The organism is Oceaniradius stylonematis (genome assembly GCF_003149475.2).
GTDB classification, from domain to species: domain Bacteria; phylum Pseudomonadota; class Alphaproteobacteria; order Rhizobiales; family Rhizobiaceae; genus Roseitalea; species Roseitalea stylonematis.
The window spans coordinates 78,086-92,439 of record NZ_QFWV02000005.1; the positions used below are offsets into that span (position 1 = coordinate 78,086).

Here is a 14,354-nt window from a genome sequence, read left to right on the forward strand (position 1 = left end):
TGATTGCCGCAGGGCCACAAAAGCGCCATGCTGGCGGGTGAATCGGAACAAGCCTCCAATCCACGGTTACAGGCCGCCCATGACCGCATCCTTCGCAAAGTCCTCGACGCTGGCCCTGATGGCGCTTGCCACGGCGCTGGCCGTCCAGCCACGGCCCGGCATCGCATCCGCCGATCCCGCACCCGGCTTCCATGCGCCGACACGGACATTTGCCGGAGCGTTCCTTGCGGCCAATGCGGCGCGCGAGCGGTTCGATTTCGGCGAGGCGGCGCGTTACTACGACGAGGCACTGCGCTTTGATCCCGGCAATCCGGGCCTGCGACGCGACCTGATGATCTCGCTGGTCACCGATGGCCAGATCGGCGCGGCGGTGCCCCACGCCGAGATCCTGAAGGACGAGGCCGATGTGGAGCGGATCGCGCGCCTTGTGCTCGGCGTCGAGGCAATTCGCGAAAACCGGTATCTGGATGCCGAACCGACATTGATCCTGGCCGTCGAAAACGACCTCGAACGGCTGTTGACGGGCATCCTCCGCGCATGGGCGCGACACGGTGCGGGCGACACGGACGGCGCGCTCGACCTGATCGACGGCCTGCGAGGCCCGGACTGGTTCGACCTTTTCTCTTCCTATCACGGCGCGCTGATCGCCGATGCGGCCGGCCGGGCCGATCAGGCAAGAACCCGTTATGCGGACGGCATGAACAATGCCGCCGGCGGCAGCGCCTCGCCGCTGACCTATCTGCGGCTTGCTGAAGCCAATGCGCGGTTTCTGGCGCGCACCGGCGAACTGGCCGAAGCGCGCGAGGTGATCGGGCGCGGGCTTGGGACGGCGCCCAACAATCCGGACCTGCTCGCCGCTTCCGGGACCATCGACACGCCAGCGGGATCGCGCAACGTCATCGACACGCCGCAACTGGGCGCCGGAGAGATCCTGCTCAATCTGGGATCGGCGATCAACCGCGACGGCGCCGAGGACTTTGCCGCGCTCTATCTTGAGCTGGCGCGTTCAATGGCGCCGGAGAACGCGCAAATTCTGTTCGAGCTCGGCGGTATCGCCGAAAAGCTCGGCCAGCCGGAACGCGCGATCCGCTACTACGCATCGGTACCCGCCGATTCGCCGCTGGCGCGGATCGCCGACCTGCAGCGCGGGCTGGCGCTGTCGGCGCTCGATCGCCACGACGAGGCCAAGGCCACCCTCGCCGCCCTGATCGAGGACAATCCCGACGATTTTCGCGGTTATCTGGCGCTCGGCGGCGTCTACGCCTCGCTGAAGGAGTTCGAAGAGGCGGCCGATGTCTACGAGGCCGCCGTGACCCGGCTCGATCTCGACGATTCGCGCTTCTGGCAGATGCACTACCGTCTCGGGATCGCCTATGAGCGCACCGATCGGTGGCCCGAGGCCGAGCGCACGTTCAAGCATACTCTGACGCTGTCGCCCGACCAGCCGGATGTCCTCAACTATCTGGGCTATTCGTGGGTCGACATGAACATGCATCTCGATGAAGGCATCGAGATGATCCGCACCGCAGTCGAGCAGCGGCCGCGCGACGGCTATATCGTGGATTCGCTCGGCTGGGCTTATTACCGGCTCGGCGAGTTCGAAAATGCGGTGGAGCATCTGGAGCGGGCAACGGATCTTCGTCCGCGTGATTCCATCATCAACGACCATCTGGGCGACGCCTATTGGCGTGTCGGGCGCAAGCTGGAGGCGACCTATCAATGGTCGCGCGCGCTTGCCATGGAAGGCGAGGATGATGCGCTGGCCGAAATCCGCGCCAAGCTGGACGCGGCCAATGCCGGCGAGGAACCGGCGATCGCCGAAAGCCGCGTCGACAGTGGTGCAGCTGAGCAGGCCAGCGACACCGCCGGCGGCAATGACGGCTGAGCCATGCCGGAAATTCCGGTGAGTCCGCCCGGCGCTTCGCTTGAAGACCTCGCGCCGGCCAAGATCAATCTGTGCCTGCACGTGACCGGCCGTCGCGCCGACGGCTATCATTTGCTCGATTCGCTGGTGGTCTTTGCCGACAGCGATGCCGCTGACCGGATCGCCGTGGCGCCGTCCGATACCGACCGGTTTTGCGTGAACGGGCCGGAGGCATCGGGGCTCGAAAGCGACAACAGCGCCGGCAATCTGGTGACCACGGCGCGCGACTGGCTGCGTGCGCAGAGCGATACCGCCAGCCCGGTTGCCTTGACGCTCGATAAGAATTTGCCGGTGGCGTCAGGCATTGGCGGCGGTTCGGCCGATGCCGGCGCGACGTTGCGGCTGCTGGCCCGTTTGTGGAGTGCCGAAGCGGCGATCGGTGCCGATCGGTCCGAAGCGATCTGCAATGCGCTCGGCGCCGATATCGCCATGTGCGTTCATGGCGGGCCTTTGCGCGTGCGCGGCATCGGCGAGCGGCTCGATCCGGTCGCCGGCCTGCCAGCCCTGCCGGCTCTTCTGGTCAATCCGCGCGTCGCAGTCGCCACGCCGTCCGCCTTCGCCGCGCTGCAAGACCGGGACAATACGCCGGTCCCGGCAATGCCGGATGGCGGCTTCGCCGATATCGGCGCCCTCGCCGACTGGCTGTCGGCCGGGACGCGCAACGATCTGGCTTCGCCGGCCCGACAGCTGGTGCCGGCCATCGACGATGTGCTTGGCGCGCTGCGGTCCAGCGGTGCGCTGATGGCCCGCATGTCGGGTTCTGGCGCGACCTGTTTCGGCCTGTTCACAACGCGCAAGCAGGCCGTGGACGCGGCCGAAACCATGGCCGGGGCGCGACCGGACTGGTGGATCAGGGCGACGATCCTGAACGCGGACACACCTGTCAGGAACCGGGCAGAACAGGGAGAAGCCCATGTCGAGGCTTGACGACACAAGGCCGTTCATCGCGCTGGCGATTGCGGTGATGACCGTCTCGGACACGCGCAAGGAAGACCAGGACCGCTCCGGGCAAGCCCTCAAGGACCGGATCGAGGCCGCCGGGCACACGGTTGCCGGCTACGCGATCGTGCCGGACGAGATGGCGCGGATATCGGCGCAGGTGCGCGACTGGGCGGACGATGAGGGCATCGACATCGTCATCACCACCGGCGGCACGGGCTTTACCGGACGCGATGTGACGCCCGATGCGCTCGAGCCGATGTTCGACAAGCACATGGACGGTTTTTCCCATGTCTTCCACCGCATCTCGTTCGACAAGATCGGAACGTCGACCGTCCAGTCCCGCGCGACGGCCGGGCTGATCGGCACGACATTCGTCTTCGTTCTTCCCGGCTCGCCGGGCGCCTGCAAGGACGCCTGGGACGGCATCCTGAAATGGCAGCTCGACTACCGCCACATGCCCTGCAATTTCGTGGAGATCATGCCGCGTCTGGACGAGCATCTCAAACGCGGCGGCGGCAAGTCAGCGTGAGGCCGGCGGCAACAGTCCGGCCCTGAGGGTCCGCACCGCGACGCCGCGCGGCAACGCGTCGAGCGTCATGCCGGGGCGGCTCAAAGCCTGCGCCTGCGCCTTGGAGATCAGAAACCCGCGCGCGAACGGCCCGGTCAGGCCCCGTCGCGCGAACAGACGCGCCCAGAACGATTGGCCGGGATCGCGCGCCATGCGAAACCGGGCCGCACCAGCCGCACCCGTCGGCGCATTGATGTGCGTTTCCACCGCGGCGAGCCAATCGCCGACCAGCCGCGCGCCGGGCGGCAGGACCAGGATCCAGAGCCCGCGAGCAGTGTCGAGCATGGCCGACACATCGGCCTTCGATGCATCGATGATCGTGCAGCCAGCGATCTCGCCGACACGCGCGGTTTCGTCCGACGAATCGTGGTCAAGCACCAGCACGTCGCTGACGGCGCCACTGACCGCATGGCGCACCAGATCCGGCAACATGTGCGCCAGCCGGTCTTCGTCATTGTGCGTGGGAACCAGGACGGAGAGCATCCCGCACGCCTAACCGATGTTCCGGCGCGACGCAAAATCGTCAGTTTGTTCTTGTATTGTTCTGCCGATCACGATAGGAAAATAATCATTGAACCATGGACAGATTCGCACGGGAGCGCGGCATGAAGGCGATTGCCGAAGCAGATCAGATTGCAGGCCATCTCAGCGCACTGGACGGCGCGGTGGCCGCCAATCAGCATATCGAGGCATCCGGCATGCGTCGCGACAATCGCCGCGTCCGCGGCCGGGCGAGCGCGATCAATCCCGCCGGGCGTTTCGAGGCGCTCAGCCGCACCGAGGAGGATGATGGCTGGCAGAGCCTTGAGGATCTGCCGCCGTTCAAGACCGAGGTGCAGGTCGAGCAGGCGCGCACGGTGATCACGCGCAACCAGTCGCCGGACATTTCGTTCGACCGGTCGATCAACCCCTATCGCGGCTGCGAGCACGGATGCGTTTATTGTTTCGCGCGCCCGACACATGCCTATGCGGGACTGTCGGCGGGCGTCGACTTTGAGTCCAAGCTGTTCGTCAAACCCGATGCGGCAAAGCTTCTGGAAAAGGAAATCACCCGCAAGGGCTATGAGGCCCGATGCATCGCGATCGGCACCAACACCGATCCCTACCAGCCGATCGAGCGGGACTGGATGGTGATGCGCTCGATCCTGGAAGTGCTCGAACGCTACAATCACCCGGTCGGCATCGTGACCAAGTCGGCGCTGGTGACGCGCGACATCGACATCCTCTCGCGCATGGCCTCAAAAGGGCTGGCCAAGGTGGCGCTGTCGGTGACCACGATGGACCGGATGCTGGCCCGGACGATGGAGCCCAGGGCCTCGACCCCGACAAAGCGGCTCGAAGCGATCCGGGCGCTGGCCGATGCCGGCATTCCAACCTCGGTCATGGTCGCGCCGATCATTCCGGGGCTGAACGATCACGAGATGGAGCGCATTCTCGATGCGGCGGCTTCGCTTGGCGCGACCCAGGCCGGCTATGTCCTGCTGCGCCTGCCGCTCGAGGTCGCACCGGTCTTCAAGGAATGGCTGCTGCGCCATTATCCCGAGCGCTACCGGCATGTGATGAGCCTGATCCGCTCGATGCGCGGCGGCAAGGATTATGACGCCGACTGGAACAAGCGCATGCGCGGCACGGGCCCCTATGCGTGGCAGATCGCGCGCCGCATGGAAATCGCCTGCAAACGGTTGGGGCTCTCGGGACGCGGCACGGCGCTGCGCACCGACCTGTTCGTCAAGCCCGCGCCAAACGGGGAGCAATTGGCGCTTTTGTAAACCCCGGACACGATTGGCATCGGCAGCCCACACGGCCCGTCCCCGCCGTTTTTCGCAGCCGATGCCACGGTTCGCTTCACTTGGGCGGCTTCCCCTGCCGCCTGCCGCGCCGAACTGCCGACGGCGTGCCAAGCAAGCGAACCTTGCGGCGAATCGGGTTGCGTGTGATGGCTCTGCCATGACGTCGCATGCATCCGGTTCGCCGCTTCTTTTCGACCCTGTCCCGCAGGAGCCGGATTTTGCGTTCGAAGAGGCCCTGTACAAAAAGGGCCATAACGCTGTCGCCGGCGTTGACGAAGCCGGGCGCGGCCCGTTGGCAGGCCCTGTCGTCGCGGCCGCCATCGTGCTCGATCCATCGGTGGAAATTGCGGGCCTTGCCGATTCCAAGGCGCTGACGGCACGGCGCCGCGACATTCTGTTCGACGCGATCATGGCCGATGCGCGTGCGGTCAGCGTGGCAAGCGTCTGCGCCGACAGCATCGATGCGTCCGACATCCGCAAGGCGAGCCTTGCGGCGATGCGCGCCTGTGTGACCGGCCTTTTGCCGCGCGCCGATGCGGCGCTGTTCGACGGGCGCGACGTACCGCCCGGACTGCCACCGGAGTTTGCGGCACAGTCGTTGATCAAGGGCGATGCGCGCTGTCTGTCGGTCGCCGCCGCCTCGATCGTCGCCAAGGTCAGCCGGGACCGGATGCTCGTCAACCTGTGCACGGCGCATCCGGGCTATGGCCTGTCGGGGCACAAGGGATACGGCTCGGCTGGCCATCGCGCGGCCATCGAACGGCTTGGCGGCGTTGCGCGCCTGCACCGTTTCACGTTCCGCCCGCTGTCCGGGCTCTGACAGACCAAAATTCGCTTCGAACCGGCAACAAAAAACCGCGCCCGAGGGCGCGGCATTGATGCCTTGACCGGACCCAGCGGCGGTCAGTTCATGTGCGTTTTGACCTGGTCGATCGACGCCTTGAAGAGGTCGCCCCGCGTCGTTGCGGTCATCTTGTCGCCCAGCAACCGTTCGGCGGCGGCGACCGAGACATCGACCGCCGTGGCGCGCACGGCGTTGACCGCATCGAGTTCCGCCTGGGCGATCTTCTGCTCGGCGAGCGCGGTGCGGCGCTCCACATATTCCTCGGTCTTCTGCTTGGCTTCGGCCGTGATGTGCTCGGCCTCGCTCCTGGCAGCCTCGACGATGCTTTCGGCTTCGCTTTCGGCTTCCTTGCGCTTGCGCTGGTATTCGGCCAGCAGTTGCTGGGCCTCCTCGCGCAGCCGGCGCGCCTCTTCCAGCTCGTTGCGGATCTTGTCGCCGCGGCTGTCGATGCCGCGCGTGATCATCCCCGGCACCTTGAAATAGACCAGGATGCCAAAGAACAGGAAAAGACCGATCAGAGCCCAGAAACTTGAATCGAACATGTCCTAATCCCTTCCGGCGCCCTAGCGGCGCACCGCGCCGACCGCTTTGGTCAGCTCGGCCTTGGTGACCGAAGTGCCAACCAACTGATCGACAATCGCGGCGGTGGTGTCGGTCGCGATCGAGCCGACTTCGGCCATTGCCTTTTCGCGAATGGATGCGATCCGGCTTTCCGCCTCTTCGAGCTTGGAGGCCAGTTCGCCTTCCACCTTCTGGCGTTCGGCCTCGGCTTCGGCCTTGGCCTTGTCGCGCGCCTTCTGGCCGATCTCGCCGGCCGTCGTGCGCGCCTGCGCCAGTTCCTGCTCATAGGCGGCATGCGCCTCGTCGGCCTTTTCCTGCAGGTCGCGGGCCATGTCGAGGTCGCCGGCTATGCGGTCCTGCCGGGTCTCCAGAATCTCGCCGATGCGCGGCGAGATCACCTTGGCGATGAACCAGTAGAAAAAGCCGAAGGTGATCGCCAGCCAGAACAGCTGCGATGCATAGCTCGATGTATCGAACGGCGGAAAGGCGCCGCCGCCCTCTTGGGCTGCTTCGGTGCTGGCGGCCAGCGCAGCGGTGACGAACATGGCGTTACCCCAAAAGGCTTCTGGTCATGCGGCCTGTCCGCCTTCGGACGAGACCGCGGGATGAGGCGGATGGGCCGCCGCATCCATGGTTCCGGCGTCGATCAGACTGCGAAGAGCAGCAGCAGGGCGACGAGCAGCGAGAAGATGCCCAGCGCCTCGGTCACGGCGAAGCCGAAGATCAGGCGGCCGAACTGGCCGTCGGCGGCCGACGGGTTGCGCAGTGCGCCGGACAGATAGTTGCCGAAGATGGATCCGAGGCCGATGGCCGCGCCACCCATGCCGAGACAGGCGATACCGGCGCCGATGAACTTTGCTGCTTCCGCTTCCATGGTGAGCTCCTTTGAACGAAGAATTTGCGGGATGGGTTGTGGCGGCGGGCCGCCATGTGGATCAGTGGCTCGGGTGCAATGCGTCGTTGAGATACATGCAGGTCAGAACCGCGAAGACATAGGCCTGGAGAAACGAGACCAGGAATTCGAGCGCTGTCATGGCGACGACCATGATCAGCGGCAGGATGGCGCCGCCAATGCCGACCGCGCCCAGCGCACCCAGCGAAACGACGAAGCCGGCGAAGACCTTCAGCGTGATGTGGCCGGCCAGCATGTTGGCGAACAGGCGGACGGACAGGCTGATCGGACGCGACAGGAACGAGATGACCTCGATCGCAACGACCAGTGGCACGAGCACGCCCGGCACCCCTTCGGGCACGAACAGGCCCAGAAACTTCAGCCCGTGCTTCATGAAGCCGTAGATGATCACAGTGCCGATCACCAGCATGGCGAGCGCGAAGGTGACGATGATGTGGCTGGTCACGGTGAAGAAATAGGGGAACATGCCGAACAGATTGGCGAACAGCACGAACATGAAGAGCGAAAACACAAACGGGAAGAACCGCATGCCCTGGCTGCCGGCCGCATCGCGCAGCATCGAGGCGACGAACTCGTAGGACATTTCGGCCATCGACTGCAGCCGGCCCGGCACGAGGCCCCGGTTGGCGCTGCCGAAATAGAGGAAGGCCGACGCGGTCGCGACGGTTGCGACCATGAAGAGCGAGGAGTTGGTGAACGACAGGTCGAGACCCGCAACATTCTCCAGCGGCACGATCGTGTTGATCTCGAACTGCTTGATGGGATCGTTCGCCACCGTGCCTGTCTCCGTCCTTGCCGGGCGCCGGGCGCCCTTGTCATTTGCAACCGCGGCGTGATGCCGTCAGTCGTCGCCCTCTTGCGATCCGGGCCCGTCGCCGAGCCGTTCTCCGCGCTTGCCCGCAGCCGGATGGGCCACCTTGCCCGCCGCGCGCAACACATTCAAAACACCGGCAGCAAAACCAAGCAGCAGGAAGACAATCAGTCCCCACGGACTGGTGCCAGCCACCTGGTCGAGCAGATATCCGAGCCCGGCGCCAACCAAAATGCCCGCAACGAACTCGCTGGACAGTTTGAGCGCAGCCGCGATCCCGGTTCCGGCTCCCTCCTGCCGCCCTTCGTCAGCCGCATCCCCGCTCGGGGCGCGTTGCGCCAGCGCTTCTTCGAGCGCCCGGCGCCGCTGTTCCAGATCGGCATTCGGTTTCGAGACGGCACGCCCGCCCTGCTTGTCACCGGCCGGGGTGCGTGTTGGCTTGTCTGCTGCCATGACCCTGAACCTGACGCGCGAGACGGGCCGCAGGCCCCCTCAAATTGCGCGCAACATAGTTTCGGCCCTGTCATTCGTCAAGGCGGATTGGGCGGTGCAATATGAGCAGGAAAACGATTTTAAATCAGATATTTATGGCGGGATTGCCGATTCGTCGCACGGCGCAACGACAGGCTTTAGACCAAATGCCGACGTGGGGCGGTGACGATCAGCTCCAGCCGCCGCCATAGGTGCGGTAGAAGATGTGCAGGCCGATCCGCGTCAGCCGTTTCATCGACCGGGCCCAGCGCGGGTTGACATAGGTGGCGTGATAATGGGTCGACGAGCCGACCTCGTCGAGCCAGATCTTGCCGGCCGTGGTGGCCATCGCGATGTCCTTGGCCTTCTGCCACATGTGCGGCTCGGTGATGCGGTCGCGAATGCCGTCGCAGGCAAACGAGAACTGGCAGCGGTTGCGCCAATGCCGGTTCTGATAGACGACACCACAGATCGAGTTCGGGAATGAGGGGTTGCGCACCCGGTTGAGGATCACCTGGGCGACGGCTGCCTGACCGCGCGCGATCTCGCCGCGGGCCTCGAAGTAAATGCCTTCGGCAAGGCATTTCTGCTCGCGATCGGAAAAGACGCGCGGCGGCAGCGGGCTGCTGGCCCAGGCGTGATCGTTTTCCGGTACCGGCGGAATGAACCGGCCGCGGCCGGCCGGCTCGCTGCGCAGCAGGCTGGCGAATGGCGATTCTTCGGCGAAGTCGGCTTCCGGCGGCGCATAGGCGGTCGCCAGGACATCGGGATTGGTATTGGTGACCAGGGACGCGATCATCGAGGACACCTGGGGCTCGGGCGCCGGCTTGCGAATGTGGAACGCGGCGGCGATCTGCATCTCTTCGCCGCGAATTTCCGGCTTGACGAAAGCCATCTGCACGCCGTCCTCAAGCGAGGGCCGCAGGATGCTGGACTGGCGTTCCAGGATCGAGCCAGCCGAGAAATCCTTGGGCGGGGCGGCGGGAACGACGGCGGCGATGCGGCCGGACTTCTCGGTGCGGTTGATGCGCGCCTCGTCGGGCGTGTCGGGCAGAACCTGCTTTTCGCTGATCACGGCGAGCGGCCCGACGCCCGATTGCGCGCCATCGGGTTTGCGGATCGCGCCGGTGACACCGGTATCGACCGGGAAACGGACTTCGGCGGAGTGGATCGAACCGACGCCGGCCCGGCTGACATGCATCAGCCAGCGGTCTTCGGCGGCCGTGTCGATGCCCGAAACGAGAACCGACATGTCCTGGAGGGACATTTGCGACGGATTGGCGACAACAACAGCGGAGGCGAACGCAAACGGCACGATGAACTTCGTGCCAAAAAGACGCAGAAAACGCACTGACCAACTCCGAAATGCTTGCAACGCAAAGCGAACGAGCAGCACAATGCGGCATTAACCTTGATGAGCCGTTAAGTGGCCGGTCAATTTTTGTTAAGGGGTCGCCGGCGACGCAAGAGCGTTCACCTTCGGCGTTTGGCCTTGCCTGCGAACGGGTTGTCGGGCGAGCGCAGCATCAGCCGCACCGGCACGCCGGGCAGGTCGAAATCCTCGCGCAGCGCGTTGGTCAGATAGCGCAAATAGGATGCCGGCAGCGCATCGGGCCGTGAGCAGGACAGGACGAAGCCCGGCGGACGGGTCTTCGCCTGGGTGATGTATTTGAGCTTGATCCGGCGGCCCGAGACGGCTGGCGGCGGATGATGCTGGGCGACGGCGTCGAGCCATTTGTTCAGCCGCGCCGTCGCGACGCGCCGGTTCCAAACCTTGTGGGTGGCGACGATCTCCTCCATCAGCCGGTCGAGCCCGTAGCCGGTTTCACCCGAGACCGGAACCGCACGGACGCCACGGATTTGCGGCAGAAGGCGCGCGGTGCGTTCATGCAGGTCGGCCAGCCGCTCCTGCCGATCCTCGACCAGGTCCCATTTGTTGAACGCGATGACGGGCGCCCTGCCCTCGCGCGCGATCAGATCGACGATCTGCAAGTCCTGCTTTTCGAACGGAATCATCGAATCGAAAACCACAACGACGACCTCGGCGAAGCGGATCGCCCGCAGCGCATCGCCGACCGACAGCTTTTCAAGCTTTTCCTGCACGCGCGCCTTGCGCCGCATGCCGGCGGTATCGAACAGGCGCACCTTGCGCCCCCGCCACTGCCAGTCGACCGAAATCGAATCACGCGTGATTCCCGCCTCGGGCCCGGTCAGCAGGCGCTCTTGACCGACCAGCCGGTTGATCAGCGTCGACTTGCCGGCATTGGGGCGGCCGACGATGGCGATGCGCAAGGGCTTGGTGTCGTCATAGGCGGGCTCTTCGCCCTCGGGCACGTCCTCGACGGCGATGTCGGTCTCGGCCTCGTCGGCGCCGCCCTCCCGCTCGTGCGCCAGGGCCCGCTCCTCGCCGATGGCCTCAACGATCGCGTCGCGCAGATCGCCCAGGCCCTGACCGTGCTCGGCGGAAACCGGCACAGCTTCGCCGAGCCCGAGCGCATAGGCATCGTAGAGCCCTGCTTCGGCACCGCGTGCCTCGGCCTTGTTGGCGACAAGGACGACGGGCTTTCCCGAGCGGCGCAATATGTCGGCGAAGGTCCGGTCGGCGGCGGTCAGCCCGTTCTTGGCATCGACGAGAAAAAGCGCCAGATCGGCTTCGCCGACGGCAATCTCCGTCTGCGCGCGCATGCGGCCGGGCAGCGTTGACGCATCGCCTTCCTCAAGCCCGGCCGTGTCGATGACATCGAAACGCAGGTCGACAAGCCTTGCTTCATGCCGGCGCCGGTCGCGGGTGACGCCGGGCTCGTCATGCACCAGCGCGAGCTTGCGGCCCACCAGACGGTTGAACAGCGTCGACTTGCCGACATTGGGCCGGCCGACAATGGCGATGGTGAACGACATGGCTCAGCCTTCGGCGACCGCGCCGCTGGCCACGATCAACTCGACCATCATCTGCGCGCGACCGGCAACGCCCTGCGGCGCCAATTCGTCGTTCAGGATCTCGTCGAACAGGCGTTTTGCGTCGGCAAAGCGGTCTTCGTTCCAGGCGGCAAGGCCCATCGCCTCGCGCGCCGAATGGCGCAGCGGATTGTCGGACGCGGTCAGTTGTTCGGCGCGGCTGGCGACATCGGTGTAGCTGCCGTGATCGACCATCACATAGGCCGCGCGCAGCCGCGCCATGTCGCGCAGCGCGACCGGAACGGAGCGGTCGGCGGCGATCGCATCGAACGCGGTAACGGCCGCATCGGTTTCGCCCTGTTCCAACTGCACCGTCGCCGCGCGCATCCGCGCCAGAACGGGATATTGTCCGAATCCGTCGGCTTCGAGTGAGCGCAACCGTTCCATGGCGGCATCGGACTGGCCGTCATTGGCAAGGTTGAGTGCTTCAAGGAACCGGTCGCCCGATGCGGACGCCTGACGGGCGCTGTACCATTCCCAGCCGCGATAGCCGGCGGCGACGGCGACGATCAGCACCGCGCCGGCGACGATCAGGACACCGAACCGTTCCCAGAAGTTCTTGAGCCGCTCGGAGCGAAGCTCCTCTTCGACCTCGCGGAAAAAACCGTCGTCCGACATTACAAAACCCAGAAGACCAAAACGTTGCGCCGCTTTACCGGCAAATTGCGCGCATTGTAAGTGGGATCGCCCGCCTCACATGGCAACCGGCGGCACGCCGAACAGCAACAGATGGCCCTGCAGGATCAGCCACAGATAAAGCGCGGTGCCGACGACCGCCGCGATGCCGTCGTAAAGGACGGCCGGATTTTCATACACCGGATCGCCGCGCCGCTTGACCGAAATCCGGTTCCACACGCCCCAGCCCAGGAACGCGCCGAAAAGGATGAGCGATGCCAGATCGCCATTGGCAAGCAGATGGCCGAATGCCCAGACCTTAACGCCCAGGATCATCGGATGCTTGACGGCGCGCTTGATGTAGCCGGCCGGCAGTTGCGAGGCGACCAGCAGGATCAGCGCCGGCAGCATCAGCAGAAGATTGATGTGCGCCAACCATGTGGGCGGAACCCACAGGACCGGCGCAACCATGCGGGCCTCGCCGAAACCCCAGATCAGCAGCACGAAGCCGATCAGCGAGACGGCCGAATAGACGCCCTTCCAAAACCCCTCGCCGCGTTCGGCGATCACGCCATCGCGAAAGTCCGGCGCCACCATGCGCACCGAATGGATGCCCAGAAAGACGATAATGCCCGCCACAAGCCAGATCATGGCCAAACTCCCCGAACTTGCGCCGGTCTTCGGCGCTTTCTATCGTCCCCCTATGACAGCGAACGTGAAAAAGGCCAAGGCGCGGCTTGCCGCACTCAAGGCGGAGATCGAATCCCTGCTTGTCATGGGGGCCGACGCCAACGCACCGGTCGAACTCGACCAGGTTGCGGTCGGGCGGCTTTCGCGCATGGATTCCATGCAGCAGCAGGCGATGGCCCAGGCGGCCGAACGCGCGCGGCGGCGCGACCTTGTTCGCATCGAGATGGCCGAGCGGCGGATCGCCGAGGGCGAATACGGCTATTGCACGCAATGCGGTGAGGAGATCGCCGAAAAGCGCCTGGAGATCGATCCGATGGCCGAACGCTGCATCAACTGTGCGCAATAGGCGGCGGGTTCCCCGCGTCGATCTTGACAACGTCAAATAACACACCATCTGACCTGACACTGCCAACACAAAGGACACTCCGCCATGACCCAACGCGTCGTCCTGACCGGTGCATCCGGCTTTATCGCCAAGCATATCGTGCTGCAGCTTCTCAATGCCGGGTTTGCCGTTCACGGCACGGTCAGGTCGATGAAGCGGGCCGACGAGGTGCGCGACGCGGTCCGGCCGCATCTTGACGACGCGCAGGCGCTGGACCGGCTCACCTTTGCCGAACTCGATCTGACCAGCGACGACGGCTGGGGCGAGGCGCTCGAAGGCGCCGATGTGCTGATGCATACCGCCTCGCCGTTCCCGCTGGCCCAGCCGAAAGATGAAAATGAGGTGATCCGCCCAGCCGTCGACGGCACGCTGCGGGCGCTGAAAGCCGCCAAGGCCGCGGGCGTCAAACGCGTCGTGCTCACCTCTTCAATGGTGTCGGTGATGGAAAAGGACGCGCCGGACAATGGCAAGGAATACACCGCCAGCGACTGGAGCGACGTCAATTCGGCGCGGATCAACCCCTATGGCAAGTCGAAGACGCTGGCCGAGCGAGCCGCATGGGACTTTGTCGGCAACGAAGCGCCCGACATGCAACTGACCGCCATTAATCCCGGTCTGGTGCTCGGTCCGGCGCTCGATGCGCATTACGGCACCTCGCTGGGCGTGGTGGAGCGTGTTCTTTCGGCCAAGGATCCGATGCTGCCCAATTTCGGTCTGCCGGCGGTGGATGTGCGCGATGTGGCCCACATGCACGTCAAGGCGCTGTCGGTACCAGACTCGATCGGCAAGCGGCTCATCGCCGTTTCGGATTTTATCTGGTTTCCGCAGATCGCCGACATGCTGGCCAAGGCCTATCCGGACCGCNAAGATCGTCACGCGGCGCGC

Annotated in this window: 18 protein-coding genes; 8 read left to right on the forward strand and 10 right to left on the reverse strand. The window is 65.1% G+C overall.

Annotation, left to right across the window (positions count from 1 at the left end; translation table 11 throughout):
• Positions 1 to 79 precede the first annotated feature (79 nt).
• Genes DEM25_RS09370 through moaB form a run of 3 tightly spaced genes read left to right on the forward strand, consistent with a single transcriptional unit; the run spans position 80 to position 3,395 of the window.
• The gene (locus tag DEM25_RS09370; RefSeq protein ID WP_158585223.1) at positions 80 to 1,885 is read left to right on the forward strand and encodes a tetratricopeptide repeat protein; all 1,806 of its coding nucleotides are present in this window, start codon (positions 80 to 82) and stop codon (positions 1,883 to 1,885) included.
• A gap of 3 nt (positions 1,886 to 1,888) precedes the next feature.
• Complete coding sequence (locus DEM25_RS09375; protein WP_109766600.1) at positions 1,889 to 2,851, forward strand: 4-(cytidine 5'-diphospho)-2-C-methyl-D-erythritol kinase; 963 nt, start codon at positions 1,889 to 1,891, stop codon at positions 2,849 to 2,851.
• Complete coding sequence (gene moaB, locus DEM25_RS09380) at positions 2,838 to 3,395, forward strand: molybdenum cofactor biosynthesis protein B (RefSeq protein ID WP_109766599.1); 558 nt, start codon at positions 2,838 to 2,840, stop codon at positions 3,393 to 3,395. Before DEM25_RS09375 ends, moaB begins: the two co-directional genes overlap by 14 nt.
• On the opposite strand, the gene DEM25_RS09385 is transcribed toward moaB, so the two are convergent.
• Positions 3,387 to 3,917, reverse strand: coding sequence for a glycosyltransferase family protein (locus DEM25_RS09385; RefSeq protein ID WP_109766598.1), 531 nt, complete (start codon positions 3,915 to 3,917; stop codon positions 3,387 to 3,389). The genes moaB and DEM25_RS09385 overlap by 9 nt on opposite strands.
• A 122-nt stretch (positions 3,918 to 4,039) precedes the next feature.
• Between DEM25_RS09385 and DEM25_RS09390 the strand changes: the two genes are divergently transcribed.
• Positions 4,040 to 5,203, forward strand: a complete 1,164-nt coding sequence (locus DEM25_RS09390) for a PA0069 family radical SAM protein (RefSeq protein WP_109766685.1) — start codon at positions 4,040 to 4,042, stop codon at positions 5,201 to 5,203.
• A 178-nt stretch (positions 5,204 to 5,381) separates the two neighbouring features.
• On the forward strand, positions 5,382 to 6,044 hold the full coding sequence (gene rnhB / locus DEM25_RS09395; protein ID WP_109766684.1) for a ribonuclease HII: 663 nt from the start codon (positions 5,382 to 5,384) through the stop codon (positions 6,042 to 6,044).
• Between the two features lie 83 nt (positions 6,045 to 6,127).
• On the opposite strand, the gene DEM25_RS09400 is transcribed toward rnhB, so the two are convergent.
• From DEM25_RS09400 to DEM25_RS09420, 5 genes are all read right to left on the reverse strand, one after another.
• Positions 6,128 to 6,610, reverse strand: a complete 483-nt coding sequence (locus tag DEM25_RS09400) for a F0F1 ATP synthase subunit B (RefSeq protein ID WP_109766597.1) — start codon at positions 6,608 to 6,610, stop codon at positions 6,128 to 6,130.
• A 21-nt stretch (positions 6,611 to 6,631) separates the two neighbouring features.
• Positions 6,632 to 7,174: a F0F1 ATP synthase subunit B gene (locus tag DEM25_RS09405; protein WP_109766596.1), complete on the reverse strand. Its 543-nt coding sequence runs from the start codon at positions 7,172 to 7,174 to the stop codon at positions 6,632 to 6,634.
• Positions 7,175 to 7,275: 101 nt separating this feature from the next.
• Positions 7,276 to 7,503: a F0F1 ATP synthase subunit C gene (locus DEM25_RS09410; protein WP_109766595.1), complete on the reverse strand. Its 228-nt coding sequence runs from the start codon at positions 7,501 to 7,503 to the stop codon at positions 7,276 to 7,278.
• Between the two features lie 61 nt (positions 7,504 to 7,564).
• The gene (locus DEM25_RS09415; protein WP_109766594.1) at positions 7,565 to 8,317 is read right to left on the reverse strand and encodes a F0F1 ATP synthase subunit A; all 753 of its coding nucleotides are present in this window, start codon (positions 8,315 to 8,317) and stop codon (positions 7,565 to 7,567) included.
• Between the two features lie 66 nt (positions 8,318 to 8,383).
• A complete protein-coding gene (locus tag DEM25_RS09420; RefSeq protein WP_109766593.1) occupies positions 8,384 to 8,806 on the reverse strand; it encodes an AtpZ/AtpI family protein in 423 nt (140 codons plus the stop codon).
• On the opposite strand from DEM25_RS09420, the gene DEM25_RS17600 reads away from it, so the two are divergent.
• Positions 8,805 to 9,011, forward strand: coding sequence for a hypothetical protein (locus DEM25_RS17600; protein WP_109766592.1), 207 nt, complete (start codon positions 8,805 to 8,807; stop codon positions 9,009 to 9,011). The genes DEM25_RS09420 and DEM25_RS17600 overlap by 2 nt on opposite strands.
• A 3-nt stretch (positions 9,012 to 9,014) precedes the next feature.
• Here the strand turns inward: DEM25_RS17600 and DEM25_RS09425 are convergent, their stop codons facing one another.
• The 4 genes from DEM25_RS09425 to DEM25_RS09440 form a co-directional block, all read right to left on the reverse strand.
• Complete coding sequence (locus DEM25_RS09425) at positions 9,015 to 10,175, reverse strand: cell wall hydrolase (RefSeq protein ID WP_245412849.1); 1,161 nt, start codon at positions 10,173 to 10,175, stop codon at positions 9,015 to 9,017.
• A 122-nt stretch (positions 10,176 to 10,297) separates the two neighbouring features.
• A complete protein-coding gene (der, locus tag DEM25_RS09430; RefSeq protein ID WP_109766591.1) occupies positions 10,298 to 11,722 on the reverse strand; it encodes a ribosome biogenesis GTPase Der in 1,425 nt (474 codons plus the stop codon).
• Positions 11,723 to 11,725: 3 nt separating this feature from the next.
• The gene (locus DEM25_RS09435) at positions 11,726 to 12,397 is read right to left on the reverse strand and encodes a tetratricopeptide repeat protein (RefSeq protein WP_109766590.1); all 672 of its coding nucleotides are present in this window, start codon (positions 12,395 to 12,397) and stop codon (positions 11,726 to 11,728) included.
• Between the two features lie 75 nt (positions 12,398 to 12,472).
• Positions 12,473 to 13,045 carry an NnrU family protein gene (locus tag DEM25_RS09440; RefSeq protein WP_109766589.1) on the reverse strand — a complete coding sequence of 191 codons (573 nt, stop codon included), beginning with the start codon at positions 13,043 to 13,045 and terminating at the stop codon, positions 12,473 to 12,475.
• 64 nt (positions 13,046 to 13,109) lie between these two features.
• On the opposite strand from DEM25_RS09440, the gene DEM25_RS09445 reads away from it, so the two are divergent.
• Positions 13,110 to 13,430, forward strand: coding sequence for a TraR/DksA family transcriptional regulator (locus tag DEM25_RS09445; protein WP_342633472.1), 321 nt, complete (start codon positions 13,110 to 13,112; stop codon positions 13,428 to 13,430).
• 84 nt (positions 13,431 to 13,514) lie between these two features.
• Positions 13,515 to 14,354 (forward strand): NAD-dependent epimerase/dehydratase family protein (locus tag DEM25_RS09450; RefSeq protein WP_120222710.1); only part of this gene is annotated, 840 nt, incomplete at its 3' end.